This is a genomic window from Rhodococcus sp. T2V (assembly GCF_029269925.1).
GTDB classification, from domain to species: domain Bacteria; phylum Actinomycetota; class Actinomycetes; order Mycobacteriales; family Mycobacteriaceae; genus Rhodococcus_F; species Rhodococcus_F koreensis.
In genome coordinates this window covers 13,701-29,560 of the sequence record NZ_JARJBD010000075.1, presented here as the reverse complement: position 1 = coordinate 29,560, position 15,860 = coordinate 13,701, and the positions used below count along the sequence as shown (strand labels likewise).

Annotated in this window: 16 protein-coding genes; 8 read left to right on the top strand and 8 right to left on the bottom strand. The window is 67.5% G+C overall.

Annotation, left to right across the window (positions count from 1 at the left end; genetic code table 11):
* Positions 1-3: 3 nt before the first annotated feature.
* The gene (locus P3H15_RS39780; protein WP_276142299.1) at positions 4-195 is read right to left on the bottom strand and encodes a hypothetical protein; all 192 of its coding nucleotides are present in this window, start codon (positions 193-195) and stop codon (positions 4-6) included.
* 505 nt (positions 196-700) lie between these two features.
* Here P3H15_RS39780 and P3H15_RS39775 point away from each other — a divergent pair.
* Positions 701-1,441 carry a hemerythrin domain-containing protein gene (locus P3H15_RS39775; RefSeq protein ID WP_276142298.1) on the top strand — a complete coding sequence of 247 codons (741 nt, stop codon included), beginning with the start codon at positions 701-703 and terminating at the stop codon, positions 1,439-1,441.
* 138 nt (positions 1,442-1,579) lie between these two features.
* The gene (locus P3H15_RS39770; protein ID WP_276142297.1) at positions 1,580-1,795 is read left to right on the top strand and encodes a hypothetical protein; all 216 of its coding nucleotides are present in this window, start codon (positions 1,580-1,582) and stop codon (positions 1,793-1,795) included.
* Between the two features lie 74 nt (positions 1,796-1,869).
* On the opposite strand, the gene P3H15_RS39765 is transcribed toward P3H15_RS39770, so the two are convergent.
* Positions 1,870-1,998, bottom strand: coding sequence for a GNAT family N-acetyltransferase (locus P3H15_RS39765; protein ID WP_276142296.1), 129 nt, complete (start codon positions 1,996-1,998; stop codon positions 1,870-1,872).
* A 55-nt stretch (positions 1,999-2,053) separates the two neighbouring features.
* On the opposite strand from P3H15_RS39765, the gene P3H15_RS39760 reads away from it, so the two are divergent.
* Together P3H15_RS39760 and P3H15_RS39755 are read left to right on the top strand one after the other, a co-directional pair.
* A complete protein-coding gene (locus P3H15_RS39760) occupies positions 2,054-4,717 on the top strand; it encodes a LuxR C-terminal-related transcriptional regulator (protein WP_276142295.1) in 2,664 nt (887 codons plus the stop codon).
* 45 nt (positions 4,718-4,762) lie between these two features.
* Positions 4,763-4,990 (top strand): hypothetical protein, encoded by a 228-nt coding sequence (locus P3H15_RS39755; protein WP_276142294.1) that lies wholly within the window; start codon positions 4,763-4,765, stop codon positions 4,988-4,990.
* Between the two features lie 50 nt (positions 4,991-5,040).
* Here the strand turns inward: P3H15_RS39755 and P3H15_RS39750 are convergent, their stop codons facing one another.
* The 4 genes from P3H15_RS39750 to P3H15_RS39735 form a co-directional block, all read right to left on the bottom strand.
* Positions 5,041-6,213 (bottom strand): cation:proton antiporter, encoded by a 1,173-nt coding sequence (locus P3H15_RS39750; protein ID WP_276142293.1) that lies wholly within the window; start codon positions 6,211-6,213, stop codon positions 5,041-5,043.
* A 9-nt stretch (positions 6,214-6,222) separates the two neighbouring features.
* Complete coding sequence (locus tag P3H15_RS39745; RefSeq protein ID WP_276142292.1) at positions 6,223-6,609, bottom strand: hypothetical protein; 387 nt, start codon at positions 6,607-6,609, stop codon at positions 6,223-6,225.
* 756 nt (positions 6,610-7,365) lie between these two features.
* Positions 7,366-7,743, bottom strand: coding sequence for a phage holin family protein (locus tag P3H15_RS39740; RefSeq protein ID WP_206016282.1), 378 nt, complete (start codon positions 7,741-7,743; stop codon positions 7,366-7,368).
* Positions 7,744-8,290: 547 nt separating this feature from the next.
* On the bottom strand, positions 8,291-9,190 hold the full coding sequence (locus tag P3H15_RS39735) for a polysaccharide deacetylase family protein (RefSeq protein WP_276142291.1): 900 nt from the start codon (positions 9,188-9,190) through the stop codon (positions 8,291-8,293).
* A gap of 410 nt (positions 9,191-9,600) precedes the next feature.
* On the opposite strand from P3H15_RS39735, the gene P3H15_RS55885 reads away from it, so the two are divergent.
* Positions 9,601-10,704, top strand: a complete 1,104-nt coding sequence (locus tag P3H15_RS55885) for a MurR/RpiR family transcriptional regulator (RefSeq protein WP_369426224.1) — start codon at positions 9,601-9,603, stop codon at positions 10,702-10,704.
* Here P3H15_RS55885 and P3H15_RS39730 read toward each other — a convergent pair.
* Positions 10,602-11,558, bottom strand: a complete 957-nt coding sequence (locus tag P3H15_RS39730) for a PDR/VanB family oxidoreductase (protein ID WP_276142290.1) — start codon at positions 11,556-11,558, stop codon at positions 10,602-10,604. The genes P3H15_RS55885 and P3H15_RS39730 overlap by 103 nt on opposite strands.
* A gap of 215 nt (positions 11,559-11,773) precedes the next feature.
* Between P3H15_RS39730 and P3H15_RS39725 the strand changes: the two genes are divergently transcribed.
* The 3 genes from P3H15_RS39725 to P3H15_RS39715 are packed head-to-tail and all read left to right on the top strand — an operon-like array spanning position 11,774 to position 14,413.
* The gene (locus P3H15_RS39725; protein ID WP_276142289.1) at positions 11,774-12,931 is read left to right on the top strand and encodes an acyl-CoA dehydrogenase family protein; all 1,158 of its coding nucleotides are present in this window, start codon (positions 11,774-11,776) and stop codon (positions 12,929-12,931) included.
* A gap of 40 nt (positions 12,932-12,971) precedes the next feature.
* On the top strand, positions 12,972-13,520 hold the full coding sequence (locus P3H15_RS39720; protein WP_276142288.1) for a YiiD C-terminal domain-containing protein: 549 nt from the start codon (positions 12,972-12,974) through the stop codon (positions 13,518-13,520).
* Positions 13,520-14,413, top strand: a complete 894-nt coding sequence (locus P3H15_RS39715; protein ID WP_276142287.1) for an alpha/beta fold hydrolase — start codon at positions 13,520-13,522, stop codon at positions 14,411-14,413. Before P3H15_RS39720 ends, P3H15_RS39715 begins: the two co-directional genes overlap by 1 nt.
* Here the strand turns inward: P3H15_RS39715 and P3H15_RS39710 are convergent.
* Complete coding sequence (locus P3H15_RS39710; RefSeq protein ID WP_276142286.1) at positions 14,368-15,786, bottom strand: MFS transporter; 1,419 nt, start codon at positions 15,784-15,786, stop codon at positions 14,368-14,370. The two genes, P3H15_RS39715 and P3H15_RS39710, sit on opposite strands and share 46 nt — an antisense overlap.
* Positions 15,787-15,860: the final 74 nt, after the last annotated feature.

Sequence of the window (15,860 nt, the reverse complement as noted above, 5' to 3'; positions counted from 1 at the left end):
TGGTCAGCTCGGCCACCGCCTGCTGCGCGGGCAGCAGCTGCTCGGAGACAGGTCGTCGACGGCTGCCCGGACCGCCAACCTCCCGTACACGGAGAAGGCAGTGGAGACCGCGAACATCGTCACCACGATGCCAATAGCCAGCCACAGCAGCGTCCAAACCGAGACCCGCGCGGTATCCGCGCTCGAATCCGTCATCGACCGCCTCTCGCACTCGCAGAACCAGCCGAGCGGCACCGGTACGCGCCGACACTCATCGATTCCACACCCGAGTACACCGTAGGCTCACACCCTCTGGCAGGGCGGGAACCGACAACCAAGATCCCTCAGCCCTCCCTCGACTCGATCCCCGCCCGTCACGTCCTGGCATTCGCGTTCCGGCATTCGCGTTCCGGGAAACCGGCCAGATACAGCACCTAACCGACGGCATGAAGAAGCAGTGCGCGAGCCCTGTTCTTCGACGAGGACGGCGATCCGGTCCCGGCCCACCGAACGCACCCACCCCGACCACATCGGTGAACCGCCGCGTCTCCGGTTTCCGTACACCCGCACGTAGCCCGTCGCGGGTGGAGTATCTACGGCACCATCCACCGCTCAGGTGGGGTACTCCACCACTCCTGGCCATGCCCGTGCCTGCGCGCACGCTTCTTGTACCAACACGAGGCGTCACCCAGTACGGCACCACAGCCCAGGAGCACTCGCCATGACCACCACCCCGGCTCACCCAGTCGACACCCACCTGATCGGCATCATCCACGACGCCCTGCGCCGCGACCTCGGCCGCACCTTCGACGCCCTCAGCAGCCGGCCCCCGCTCGGCGCCCGCCGCCGCGCCGCACTCGCCGACCACCTCACCTGGACCCTGGCCTTCCTCGAACGCCACCACACCACCGAACAGACCTGCCTGTGGCCGCTCGCCCGCCAGCGAACACCCTCCGCGGCACCATTGCTCGACCAGCTGACCCTCGGCCACGCGCGCATCCACCACGCCGCCGAAACCGTCAAACACACCGCCCATGCCTACCAGCGCTCAGGAGCTGTCAGCGTGCGCGACGACCTCCGCGGCGCACTCGAACGACTCTGCACCATCCTGCTCCCCCACCTCGACCACGAAGAAACCGAATTCGCACCCATCCTGGCCGCGACCATCACCGACATCGAATGGAAAAGCTGGTTCCACCACGTTTTCCGCACCACCCGCTCGGCCGAGCTCGCCCGGGAAACCTATTGGCTCACCGACACACTCGAACCCGAACGCCGCGCGCTCACGACACGGCTCCTCCACCCGCATCATCGATCCCTCACCCACCACGCGCTCACACTCATCTGCCGCCACCACACACGACAGCTCTGGAAGAACCACACCACCACCTGCAACCGACAGCACTCGTCACGGATCCACGCCGCACCGCACCAACTCGACACCGCACTGACCCCCGCCTGAACTACCCCAGCCACTCACCCACACCACAGGAGGCGATGTCACACCCAAACAGACTTCAGCACAGCCGCTTACGGCCACACCCCGGAATTTCGAATGCCCTCAGCACACCCTCGCTCCAACAATAGAAAGAAGCGACCAATGAATAAGAACACACTTCGCACCGCGATCGCAGCAACCGCAATCGCACCCCTCATTGCGTTTGGCTCCGGTGTCGCAGCAGCAGCACCGGCCCCGACACCACCGGCGCCCGAGACAATCCATCCCGTCATGCTCGGACCGTTCGGTGGCGCATGCGCACCGTTGCTGTTCATCCCGCTCATCGGAATCCCCATCGCGGGGCTCTGCGCTGTCTGACCGAAACCCGCTTCAGGTGCGACAATCATCTCGATAACCTGCCGCACCTGAAGCGGACAGGACGTTCCCAGGAACTATTTCACTGCGATCGCGAGCACCGCGCCGACCCTACGTGAATCCTCGAGAAGTCGGCGCAGCAGCGCCCGCGCCACACCCGTGCCACGGACAGCGGGAAACACGTACACCCGTTTGAGCTCGGCCATCACAAATCGAACCTGGTGGTCGCTTTTTCACAGCTGCCCTGCTTACGATCAGGAGGTGGCCAGAGTCTGGCCGTTGGTCGGGCGTGCGGAGGAACGACGCCTGATCAACGCCGCCGTGACCGGAGCCGACGGTTACCGCGGAATCGTAATCGCCGGCACCGCCGGTGTGGGCAAGAGCCGTCTGGCCCGCAGAGCGCTCAACGAGGTACACCCCGGACGCTGGACATCGCGGTGGGCGCGAGCCACCGCCTCCGCCCGGGCGCTCCCGCTCGGAGCATTTGCCGAGTGGACCGACGTCGGCACTGCGGACACGATGTCCGTTGTCCACAGTGTTATCGATCACCTTTCGGACCACCCCGCTGGCGCAAGGACGGTCATCGGAATCGATGACGCACACCTTCTCGACGATCTGTCCGCGTTCGTGGTGCTCCAACTCGTCGAGCGGCGCCTCGCCCCGGTCGTGGTCACCGTTCGCACCGGTAAACCGGTGCCCGATGCACTCAGTGCTTTGTGGAAGGACGGTCACCTCCAGCGGATCGAACTCCAACCACTTTCGGAGGAGGAAACCGGTGAACTGGTCACCGGGGTTGTCGGCGGCCCGCTCGACCCGGACGCCGCCCGCCGGCTGTGGACCATCACCCGCGGCAACCCCCTGTACGTGCGCCACCTCGTCGAACAGGAACTGGTCACCGGACGACTTGCCCCGAGACCACAGGAACCAGGACTCAATGCCGGAGTGTGGGGGTGGGATGGTCCCCCCACCGTCTCTCCGGGACTGGCGGACCTCGTCGGCGCTCAACTCGACGCCCTTCCCCCCGCCGTCGGCGCCGTCCTCGACGTCCTGGCGGTCGGTGAACCACTGCCGGAACAAATGCTGGCCGACCTCACCGATCCCGACGCCGTCGAGGATGCTCACACTGCCGGGCTGATCGCCGTCGGCCGCAGCGACCGGCACCTGGTGCGGTTGTCGCACCCGCTTTACGGCGAAGCTCGCCGCGCCGGGGCCACACCACTACGGCTACGGCGGCTACAAGGTGCAATCGCCGAAGCCCTTGACGCCACACAAGATTCCGATGCCCGCGACCTTGTCCGCCGCGCCGTCCTCACACTCGACGCCGGGCTCACTGTCGATCCCGACTTCCTCACCGACGCCGCGTTGGCATCACTGTCGTTGTTCGATGCCGACCTCGCAGTAGGCCTGTGTAAGGCGGCCATCGAACACGGTGCCGACTACGACACCCACCTCATCCTGTCCGTCGCCCTGACCATCCTCTCCCGCGGCGAGGAATCCGAACAGGTCCTCACCCAGGTCCTCACCTGGCCGCTCCCCGACGAGGACCGCGTCGAGGCAGCCTTCCTCCGGTCCTCGAATCTGTTGTGGATACTCGGCCGCCCCGAGCACGCCGAAGCTGTGCTCCTCGAAACGCGAGAAATGACGACGACACCCCAAGCGCACGGCGAGTTGGTGGCGGGTCTGGCGATCGTCCACGCATACAACGCGCGCCCCCTCGACGCGGTCGACGCCGCAACATCCGCGCTGCAGACACCGAACCTTCCGGAGCTGGCCCGCATGTGGGCGTTGGGTGCCCTCCTGATCGCCCAGGGGGACATGGGAAAGGCATCCGAGCTCACGCCCGACGCCGACCGCACCTACAACTTCATGACCGGCTCCCCGCTGGTTTCCTCCGTTCGGCTCCCCTACAGCGAGTTCCACACCCGGGGGTTACGGCTCGCAGGCTACCTCCGCGATGCCACCGCAGTCACCACACGCATCTGCAACGAATGCGCCGATGCACCCGGCTTCGCGCAACGCTTCTCCGCCCTGCTGAAAGGGCAGGACGAACTCACGTCGGGACACCTGGGAGCGGCACGGAAACACCTGGAACAACGCTTCACCTCCGCGGGAATCGCCCACGGCTACATCCCCACAGCGTGGTACTGCGCACTGGCCCAAACCCAAGCGCTGTCCGGAGACGGCGCAAGCGCAACGGAAACCCTTCGCGCCCTCGACGTCTGGTGCCCCACACCAGTCCCCTATCTGAAGCCGGACTACCTCCTGACCAGGGCCTGGGTCTGCGCCGCCACCGGTGCCGTCACCGAAGCCGTCGCACTCGCGCACCGCGGCGCCCACTGCGCAGCCGACCATGACCAGCACGCCCATGAGGTGATGTGCCTGCACACCGCCACCCGCCTTGGCGACACCACCACCGCCCACCGCCTCCACGAACTCGCCGGCCAGGTAGACGGTCCCCGCGCCCCCGCGGCCGCCCGGCACGCAACAGCGCTGGCCGCCAACGACGCCGACGGTCTCCTCGATGTATCACGCCGGTTCGAGGACATGGGTGATCTGCTGTCCGCGATGGACGCCGCCGCGCACGCCGCCGTCACCTACCGCCATCACAAGCGCAACGGATCCGCCCTCACCGCCGCCGCCCGCGCCCAGCGATTGGCCGACACCTGCGACGGCGCCGATACACCCGCCCTCCGCGAAGCGCAGCAGCCGTCGCCATTGACCGCCCGGCAACGCGAGATCATCACCTTCGCCGCCCAAGGACTGTCGAACAGACAGATCGCCGAGAAAATGACCCTGTCCGTCCGCACCGTCGAAGGACACCTCCACCGCGCTTCCCTCAAAACCGGTGTCTCCGGCCGTAACGACCTCGGCGCCATCGTCACCGGCGATCAGCCCCCTCCCGGTCGCGGTCACCAACTGGAGTAGCCGGCTACTCCACCCCACCATGCGCGACGAACGCACCCTGAAACCATGAGCACGCCACTGACACCCCGCGAGCAGGCGCTACGGCGACTGCCTCACCCCTACTCCCTCGCGCTGCGGCTACGCGACGCCGGCGTGGCCGACGACCAGATATGCACCTACCTCGACATCGACATCGACACCCACGCACTCCCAACGCTCCTCGACCTCGCCGACGCCAAACTCGCCGCAGCACTGTGCACCAACCCAGACACCGAACCGGAGGCACAACCATAAACGGCTTCAAGACCGGGCTGATGGACCTCGCGATTCACCCCCCGTGGTGATCACCGGCGCTCTGGTCCTTGGCCCGGTTTCGCAGCGGAGCGCGAAGCGAAACCGTGGCGTGCCGCCATTGCACCCGCGAATGTGGTGCCGCCGATGGTGATGAGGGCACCGAGGATCAGCGCCGAGGGTTCACCGGGCTGCAGGATATGCGATTGCTCTCCGATGGTCGCCGCCGCGACCGGGACACCCAGCTGAGCCGAGGCCAATGCGGCAAGGGCCAGTGGCTGCCCGAAAAGTCGTATCGCGCAGTGAACGGCAACCGCTGCGAGTCCGAGCGCGACGCCGAGCAGGATCAGCGAAGGGTGCGCGCGGAGGTCACGCAGGTTCAGCGAGGCGCCCAGCCACACGAAGAACAGGGGACCGAGGAACCCTTCGGTGATCGAGAACAGCTGCTTGGCCAGCCGCCGCGGTTCGCCCACGCCCGCGACCGCCAGCCCGAGCGCGAAACCGGCGAGCATGATCGATACGTGGGTGTGAACGGCCAGCGCCGCAAGGGCGAACAGCACGCCGAGGTTGATCCGCAGCTCCAGCGCGAAGCGGCGGTCCTTCGATTCCTCGTGCAGACTGTGCAGCCAGCCGCGGCCGTCCGCATACTTCAGGAACGCGTAGAACAGTGCCGCCGTCGCGGCCACGGCGGCAGCACCTATCGCGGCGCGGGGCGCCTGGGCGGGGTTGATCACGAGTGGAAGAGCGATGATGCACGCGGTGTCGGCGACCGCGACCTGGGCCATGGTCTGCACCACCGGTGTGCCCTCGAGCCGCAACGAGTCGATCAGCGGAAGCACCAGGGCGGCCGACGACGACGCGATGAGGACCGCGTACAGGGCCGCATGGCCGGTGCCGAATGCCCGGGCGATCCCGAACCCGGCTGCCGCCGCGAGGACCCCGACGATCGCAGCCCGCGCGGTGCCCTGTGTGAGAGCCGGCCGGATGGTCGCATCGCGGACGGGTACATGGGTGCCGGCAACGAACATGATCAGCGCGAATCCGATGTCCGCGAGAAAGGTGAAGGTGGGATCTTCCGGGTGGATCCATCGGACACCCGTCGTGCCCAGAAGAATCCCTACGAGCAACTCGCCGAGCATCACCGGCAGGTGCCACTCCCGACGAACCGCGAGCAACGGACCGGCCAGGGCGGCCGCCGAGATCAGGGCGAGGATCTCGAACGACATCGGTGGACCTCAGCTCGTCGGCGGCACACTCGTCAGCCGGCACGGAATCTGCGTGTTCTCATCGGTGTGATAGCTCGCGCACACGCGGTGATAACCATCTGCCACTTCGAGTGCGGTGCCTGCCGCCAGATCGCCACGCACGAGCAGGATGGGTGAAAGGGGTGTGCCGTCTTCGATCTTCCGCAGGTCGGCGGCCACATGCGCGTTGTCCGCAGGCAGCAACCGCAGCCGCGAGGCGCGCAGGATGTCCTTGGCCTTGTGGACTGTGACCGGAGCCGTCCTCAAACCCGCGACGATACGTTCGACGGTATCCCGGGAGGTGAGCAGGTCCAGGTACGCGGCAGCCGCCGGGTAATCGTGTTCCTCGGGCGCCTCGCGCCACCGCACTTTCGGCATGCGGAGATTGTCCCTCACCGGGGCGCCGAGCCCAGCGATTCGCGAGCGCGTGAACGACGCAACGGCGGATGAATCACATGCGAGTTGTCCGTTGCTGAGCGTGCCGCCTCATCACCCGGCTGATCCGCGGCGGCGCATCCCGCAACCCGGCCATGGTCGACGCCGCCCTCGAACAATCCGGTCACCTCGCCGGCCACCACGGATCCGAACGCACCCGCCGCCTCTCCAACATCAGCACCCCGGCGCCGAACATACCGCCGCCGACACACCACCCCGCTAGATCGTCCCAATCAGCCGCGGAGTCAGTACCATCGGCCCTGCGACGGACACTCGCCACAACAGAGGTCGGACGCGGATCAAGATCAAACGGCCATCAGACAAACTCGATAGCGAAGTGTTCCGGGCGATCAAGGAGAAGGCGCTGGCGTAGCATCCGTCGGCGGGGCGGATGTGCGGGCCGGGCGGATGAGTAGTTCGAGTGGCCGTGAGCGCGAGTAGGCCAATGAGGACGATCCTCAGCACGACCAGTCCGGTGGGGCAACTTACCAGTGCTGACCGCTGCCCCATTGGCCGATCGCGAGTCGCAATGTGTACCGGCCCACGGGGTCGAGACCGCCCGAGAATGGGAGCGCGCGGCGCTAACCACACTACGGTGGCGGGCCGTCACCACCACAGGCCCGCACCGACGGCCGCAAGGCGCCCGCGGCACGAAGTCCACGACACCCGAAATCGCCTCTTACGCGCCCCGCCGTCCCTTCACGCACCCGACTTCTTGTTACGCAACACCACCAACGGCAGCACCAGAGTGGCCACCGCGGTCACCAGCCACACCACCAGAGTCGCCAGAATCCACGTGCGCCACCCATCGATACTCAAACCACCGACCAGCGATGCGATCACCAACGCCACCAACGTCGACACGAGCCCGACACCACCGAGAAACGCCGACGCGTTCTGCGCCACCACCTTCCCGATGAACGGAGACAGCACACTTTGCGCCACCGCAAACACCACCACCGCGGTGACAAATCCCGACGCAGCAATCGAAACCCCCGGCAGGAGCCACTGCGCCACCAGCAAACCGATCGCCGCCGACCCCAAAAAGACCACGACCCGAAGAAGGAAACGAATCATCCGAAACGCCCTCTCTACCATAATGATCAGCGCGAATTGGAGATTGCGACAACGTGCACGCGGATCCACCACATGCCCATCTCCCCCTCCCCCGGGATGGCCCCGTCCACACCCTCGACTTCACCGCAGCCTCCAGTTCCGACGTTACGCCTACCGCACCACAATCACGGTGCTCGCACCGCCCGGTGACCGCCGCCTGACGGCGCACAATCGTCCGCGCGAATACCCCGCCACACCGGCACCGATCCGCACCGCGGCACCCCACACGGCGAGATGACCTCCGTAACCGTTGAACGTCGGCATGTCCGCCTCGGTGACCCCTCCGGCGACTTTCCGATCAGGACGAAGAACACCCTCGGTCGTACGCGGTGGGCCGGCACCGTGCTCGGCCGGGATCGGGCCGCGACCGTGCCCAGGCAGTCGTCGAGCATCCGACGCCGAACCATGGGAACGCCGCCATCGTCGAGCAATCGCTCGGAACCGCGACCCTGGTGAGCAGTCCGCCGCCGTTCTCCGACCATGCACCGAAGCCCGGAACTCGGCCGGATCAGGCCAGGCTTCCGGCGCCGCTGAGGGTGACGAACTCGACGCCCGCCGAACGCAGTTGCGGCACCGCAGCAGCGAGACCCTCAGCGGTGGCACCCGCCGGGCGGTTGACGTGCATGATCACCACCGAACCGGGCGCCGTCGAGGTGACCGCGGCCTGCACCTTCGCGGCGGGCAGGGTGGCCCCCGCATCGCCGTTCACCGTGAATCCCACCACCTGCTCGCCGAGATCCCGGACGATCGCCGCCGCCACCTCATCGCAATGCGCCGTCCCGGGGCGGAACCACCGCGGCGGCCGGCCCATGATCTCGAGCAGCCGGTTGTGGTTCACCCACACCTCGTCGATCACCTCCGCCGGCGACCTGGTGCCCGCGATGCCGTACGCGGATTTCCCGGTCACCGATAGCGGCAGGTGCCGGGTCCCGTGGTTCGCCAGCTCGACAAGTGGGTTTCCCGCCAGCTGCGCGGTGAGCCCGGGGTTCGCATCGATCCAGCGGCCGTTCACGAACACGGTGGCCGGCAGCCTCTCGCGTTCGAGCAGTCCCAGCAGATCCGCATCGACGCCATCGCCCTGAGGTCCACCGCAGGCGTCGAAGGTCAGCGCGATCCGATGCTCCGCCGCCGCGAGCCTGGTGGCGGTGCCGGTGACCGCGACACCCCATTCGTGCGGTACGGCACCCGCATACTTCGCCGCGATCGCCGCCGTATCCGGCAGCAGGGGCGGGGGCGGGGGCGGGGCAGGAAGCCATCCGTCGGGGATCACCCCGTCCGGGACCCCGGGAATCGGCGACGCCTCAGCGTCCACGGGGCCGCCGAGGTCGACGTAGCTCTGCATCGCAACAGCCACAGCACCGCCGAGCAGCCCCAGCAACACCGTCCGACGATTCGCTCGCGCATACATGCGCCGAGACTAAACCGGCCGCCAGAGCGATCCCTCACCGATCTCGGAACGACGCTATGAACACAACCCGAACAGCGTGCCCCCGCACAACGACCACTGCCACCGCCACCGCCGGGCACTCTCGCCCAGTGTGACGCATTCGTGCCTCCGACCCCGACGAAACCCTTGCGGTGCTACCGGCATGCGTGGTGATCTGTTCTCGCCTCCCCAGTCGGCGGTTTCGCAATCGGTGACCGACCGGGGGACGCTCCCTGGCACCGGGGAGCACGGCTCCGCCAGTCTGATCACGATTCGCGTCGCCGTCTGGGCGAGGCTTTGCACGGGTTTACCTCTCCGATCGCACAATTGCGATCCGTGCTGCTGAGGGCTAATTCCCCTCTGACAGCATTGCTGCGGGCTATCCGTTGCACGTGCGTACGCCTCGGGGAGATCAGACAGTGGGCTCAACCCTGTCGACGGTTCGCGCCCTCGCCCCTTCCCTCGGACCGAGTCAGCGGCGAGTTGCCGGGGTGGTCCTCGCGGCGCCAACTTCCTCGGCCGTTTCCGAACACGCCGGTACATCAACGGCCACAGTCATCCGGGCCTGCCAGAGTCTGGGGTTCAGCGGATTTGAGCAGCTAAAACTGCTGCTGGTGCGCGATCTGTCCGCCACGGACACCCCACCGAAGCAGTCGGCAAAAGTTTCCGACAATGCGAGGTTGCTGCGAGCCTTCGTCGCCGCGACGGCCGCGGACTGTGCGTGCGCTCTTGCCCCGTTAAACGAGGGCGAACTCGGCCGAGCGACGGACGTTCTCGGGTCGGCAGATCGAGTGCTGGTGGTCAGCAACAGGGATTCGGGCTCGGCACCCGCAGCAGTGGCCACACGGTTCACCCGCGGCGGTCGGCCCGCTGACGCACCGACCGATGCCGTCCTCCTGCACCTCGCCGCGAGGCGCCTTACGTCTCGGGACGTGTGCCTGGCGCTCAGCGACAGCGACATGAGCTGGGCAACCGTACGGCCGGTGGTAACGGCGGCCCGAACGGCAGGAGCACAGGTCATCGGTGTCTCCGGCTACGCCGGTTCGACGTTGCTGGAGCTGTCCGATATCGGCCTGGTCATCGGTAGCGGGACCGGACCGGGTGGCGGAGCTGAGGCGAGGTCCTCGGTGATACAGATCGCCTTCTTGATCAGCTTGCAGATTGCGGTGTGCCACCCGCGGGCCGTGCGGCCCGCGGTACGCGTTGGTGACGACACCCGTGTCGCTGGCCGGGAGAGGGGTGTTGCCCGGTGCGACGATGATGTGGCATCGCCTGCACGTTGTCGGTGCCGGCGGTATCGATGTTGTCCGCGCGGGCAAGACTGCCCATCGGCCCCTGAGTATTGGGTGGTCCGTTCGTGGCCTTGCGTTCGTGTGGCGTCTGACCAGCCGTACTACAGGTCGAGCACCAGCAGGTCTGACCGGGCCCGCGACACACAGAGCATGATCGACACACTCTGTTCGCGTTCGCTGGCGGACAGCACCGAGTCTCGATGACAGACCTCACCCTCGATCACCGTGGTCTCACAGCTTGCGCAGGTGCCTTCCCGGCACGACGTCTCGACTGTGATCCCGGCGTCCTCGAGGGCGTCGACGATCGATTGATCTTCGCCGACTCGGATGGTGGCACCGGTACTCGCGATCTTGACGGTGAAGTCGCGGTCGGGACCGGAGTCCTCGCCGACCGTGCGCGGCCGAAACCGCTCGAGGTGGAGCCGTTGCGACTCGGCGGTCCCGAGGGCGGACTCCATCGCGGCGAGTAGGGGTTCGGGTCCGCAGCAGTAGATCTGGGCACTCGGGTCGCTGCCCGCGAGAATGTCGTCGAGTGGGAGCAGGCCGTACTCGTTCTGGGGCAGCACGCGCGCCCGGGGGCCGTATGCCGAGATTTCGTCGCGGTAGGCCATGGACTGGCGGGTTCGACCGCCATAGTGCAGGGACCAGGTCGCGCCCTGGTTCTCGGCTGCGGCGATCATCGGCAGGATCGGGGTGATCCCGATTCCACCGGCCACGAAGATGTAGTTCCGGCACTTATCGAGGGCAAAGTTGTTGCGTGGCAATGACACCGTCAGGGTACTTCCCGGAGCAGCCTGCTGGTGCAGGTACCGGGATCCTCCGCGCCCGTCGCGTTCGAGGAGTACACCGACTCGCCACCGTCGCCGGTCCTGCAGGTCGCCGCAGAGCGAGTACTGACGGACTCCGGCGGCACCGACCTCGATGTCGATGTGTGCACCCGGTGTCCAGGTGGGCAGTTCGCTGCCGTCGGGTAACGCGAGTTCGAGGGAGACGACGTCCGGGGTTTCGTGCTGCCGTGCAACGACTATGACCGGAAAGGTGCCGTCGGCCGAAAGCATGTGAAGACCTCCTGGGGAGACGGAGCCGGGCGCGGACGGTTCGGTTCCGCTGTCTGGTCCAGACTCGCCCAGTGGTGGATCGCCCGCCTGCGATGAGAAGCAATCGACTCGGGCGATCGGCGTTCGCTATCACGACTCTGCAGTGCACGCGCGCCGCGTGAGACTGACCGTCGAGGACTGGACTATCCGCAACAACACGGAAGTGACACCGATTCATGACTGCACTCGAACCGCTGGTCGCAAGAACCTCGGATTTCATTCGCGACACCGTCATTCCGGTGGAGTACGAAGTCGTCGCCCACGGGCGCGTCGTCGACGACGCGCTGCGCCTGGACCTGCAGAAGAAGGCCAAGGACGCCGGAGTTTTCGGTCCGCTGTCCGACGTGCGCTACGGCGGGCTCGGCCTCGACACCAGGGCGCAGGCACGTGTCCTGGAGGCGGCGGGCGCCAGTCTGCTGGGGCCGCTGTCGGTGAACGGGTCGGCTCCCGACGACGGCAACATTCACCTGCTCGCGCACGCCGGCACCCCCGAGCAGAAGGAACGCTACCTGGCGCCGCTCGCATCGGGGGAGATCCGGTCGTCGATCGCGATGACCGAACCCGCCCCGGGAGCCGGGTCGGATCCGTCGCTGCTGAGTACCGTCGCCGAACGGACCGGCTCCGGATGGGTGATCAACGGGAAGAAGCACTTCACGACCGGCGCCGACGGTGCCGGGTTCACCATCTGTGTCACCGCGACCGCGGACGGGCCGACCATGTTTCTAGTCGACCAGAACAATCCGGGGCTCCGGGTCGGGCGCCGAATGCCCACCCTCGATCACAGCGTTCCGGGCGGGCACTGTGAGGTCGACTTCGTCGACTGTGAGATCACCGGGGACGCCGTGCTCGGCGAGGTCGGCCTGGGCATGGAGTACGCACAGGTGCGCCTGGCACCGTCCCGGTTGGTGTTCTGCATGAACTGGCTCGGCCTTGCGGTCCGCGCACATGAGATGGCGGCCCGGCACATCACCGGCCGGTCGGCGTTCGGGGTGCCGATCGCCGAGCACGGGATGGCCCAGGGCTTGGTCGCGGACAGCGAGATCGACATCGCAGCCGCCCGTGGACTGATCCGCACCGCCGCGGAGTCGATCGACGAGCAGGGGCCGGCGTCGTCGGCGGCGCGCCACCACGCGTCGATCGCCAAGACATTCGTGTCCGAGGCCGTCTGGCGGATCCTCGACCGCGCGGTGCAGCTGCACGGCGGGCTCGGGGTGTGCGAGGACCACCTCGTCGCCCGATTCCTGGTCGAGGCCCGCGCCTTCCGCATCTACGAGGGACCGTCCGAGGTGCTGCGCTGGTCGATCGCCCGCCGGGTCCTGCGCACAGTCCGCTGACCACAACACCCTCCCCCACCACGACATGAGGAGTTTCCCGATGACCACTCACACCGATGATCGGGCCCGCACCGGCTTCGCCGCCGTGTACGGAACCCTGAACCCCACCGCCCTCGACTACGAGCACCTGCGCTCGGTGTCGGACGGCATGGTGCCGTTCGGCACCACGGCCGGCACCACCATCACCGAGCTCGGACCGGACCGCGCGGTCGTGGAGATTCCCGCGACCCCGGACGTCACCAACCACATGGGCACCGTGCATGCGGGGGCACTGTTCACCGCCGCCGACATCGCCGGTGCCGCCGCGTTCGTGGGCGCGGCCGCCGCCCGCCTCGATACCATCGCGCGGCTGGTGTTGCGCGGCGCGGGCGCCTCGTACCGCAAGCCGGCGCTGGGTCGGATCCGCGCGGTCGCGACGGTCGACGAACGCGAACTGCGCACGATCTTGGCCGCCGACCGTGATGAGCGGTTCGAACTGTCCGGCAAAGCGATGTTGCTCGATGATGCCGACGTCGTGGTCGCGAAATTCACGTTCGACTACGTGGTCGACACCGTGTTCCCCGCCCGAGCGAACGACAAGGACGCATGATGACGACCTCTTCGACGCGGCCACCCTCGGAGTACTCCACCCTCGAGTCGGTGGCGGTGACTACTCCCGACGGGGTGACGTTCCGGGTACGGGTCCTCCCCTCGGCCCGCCCGGACGCGCCGCTGGTACTGATCCTGCCGGCGATGGCGATGAAGGCCAAGCACTATCTGGCGCTCGGCAAGGCTTTCCACGCGCAGGGACTGTCGGTGGCGTTGACTGATCTGCGCGCACAGGGCGAGAGTCGGCCGGCGCTGCGCGACGGTAACGACTTCGGGTACCGCGAGATGCTCGAGGTCGACCTGCCCGCGATCGTCGCGGCGCTGCGGCAGCGGTTTCCGCACGCACCCTTGCATCTGTTCGGGCACAGCCTCGGCGGGCAATTGGCGTTGCTGTTCGCGGCCGCCCGGCCGACCGCGGCGACCAGCGTGACGGTCATCGGCACGGGGACGGTGTTCTGGCGGGCGTTCGGCCCCCGCCGCTGGGTGGAGGCCCTGACCAGTATCCAGTGGATCGGTCTGGTGTCACGGGTGAAGGGGTACTGGCCGGGCGGTGTGCTGATTCCCGGTGCGATGGCGGGTGGGGTGATGATCGACTGGTCGAAGCACTCGCTGACCAGCCGCTACCGCCCGAAGGGTGCCTCCGTCGACTACGACACGTTACTGGCGGAGATGACGGTGCCGGTGCTGGCGGTCTCCCTCGAGCACGACCGGCTCGGGCCCAAGTCCAATGTCGACTTCCTGGTCTCCCGCATGCCGGCGGCGGCGGTGACGCAGTGGCATGTCGAGGGTGACTCTCCGGTGGTGCACCGTGATCATTTCGAATGGTTGAAGGATTCTCCGGTGGTGGCTCAGCGGGTGGCGGAGTGGATCGACTCCGGTTCCGCTTTCGCCTGAGGGGCGGGCGGTTTCGGGCGCAGCGTGAAAGCGGTGAGGACCGCGCCGAGCGTTGCGCCCGTGGCCGCGACGAGGAACGTGGCCGACAGGTGGGTCACCGCGGTGGTCGGGGACGGTGGGGAGAGCAAAGCGGCCACCGCGACACCGAAGACGGCACCGAACTGGCGGAAGGTGTTCATCGCACCCGATGCGGCGCCCATGGTGGTCTCCGGTACGGCGTTCGCCATGGCCGCGATGGCCACCACACCACCCGAGAGCGGGATCCCCGCGCCGAGCAGACCGAGGGCACCGAGGTACACGGCGGGCGGCGCCGATAACTCGATGGTGACGAGCCCGACGAGACCGGTGCCGATGAGGGCGAGTCCGGTGAGCATGGTCGGCCGGGTGCCGAGTCGGCGGGCAACGCTCGCCGCGGTGAGGGAGGCGATCCCGAGCATCCCGAAAAGCGGCAGGAACCGCAGACCGGTGTGCAGTGGGGAGAGTCCCAGGTCTCGCTGGAAGTACAGCGTCAGCACGAACAGCACCCCGTACAGCCCGAACAGTCCGAGGAAGTTGACCGAACAGGCCACGGCGACCTCGGGAATGCGCAGCAACCCCCGAGGCAGCAGCGGTGTCGAGGTCCGGTTCTCCCAGAGGGTGAACGCGGCGATCGCCGCCGCCGCGGCGCCCGCGCAGCCGAGGATCAAGGGCGAGCTCCAGCCGCGGTGCGGGCCCTCGATCAGCGCGAGGGTCGCCCCGCAGCCGGCGGCGATGAACAGCAGCTGCCCCGGGAGGTCCATCCGCTGGCCGGATCCCGCCCGGTCCCGCCGGAGAGATGCCCGCAGGCACCAGAATCCGACGAGACAGATCGGGATGTTGATCCAGAACAGGGCGCGCCAGCTCGTCGCCGTGACCAGCACTCCCCCGAGCAGCGGTCCGACCGCGAGCGCGACGCCGGCGGTGCCACCCCACAGGCCGATGGCGCGGGCTCGGGCGCGCGGTTGCCGAATGTGCGTGCTCAGTGCCGCGACGGAGAGTGGGACGAGGGCTGCGGCGGCGACTCCTTGGAGTGCGCGGGCAGCGACCAGCAGACCGATACTCGGTGCGACGGCGCAGACGATCGAGGCGATGGTGAACACGAGGGCCCCGGTGAGCATGACCCGCCGCGCACCGAGCCGGTCGCCGAGCACCCCGCCGGCCAGGAGCAGGCACGCGAAGGCGAGGGTATAAGCGTCGAGGATCCACTGGGCGGCGGTGCCGCCGCCCACGTCGCCGACGATGTCCGGCAGCGCGACCGGGGTGATGCTGGTATCGAGGTAGACGACGAACGTCATCGCGCAGATCCCGAGGAGCAGCAGCGTCGAGCGGGGGCCGGTGTCTGGATGCGAAGTCACCGAATCAGGCTAAGTTCGGTGCCGTCAAACACGCTCGCATGCACTGTTTTTCGGTCTGTGCGATAGACATCGCC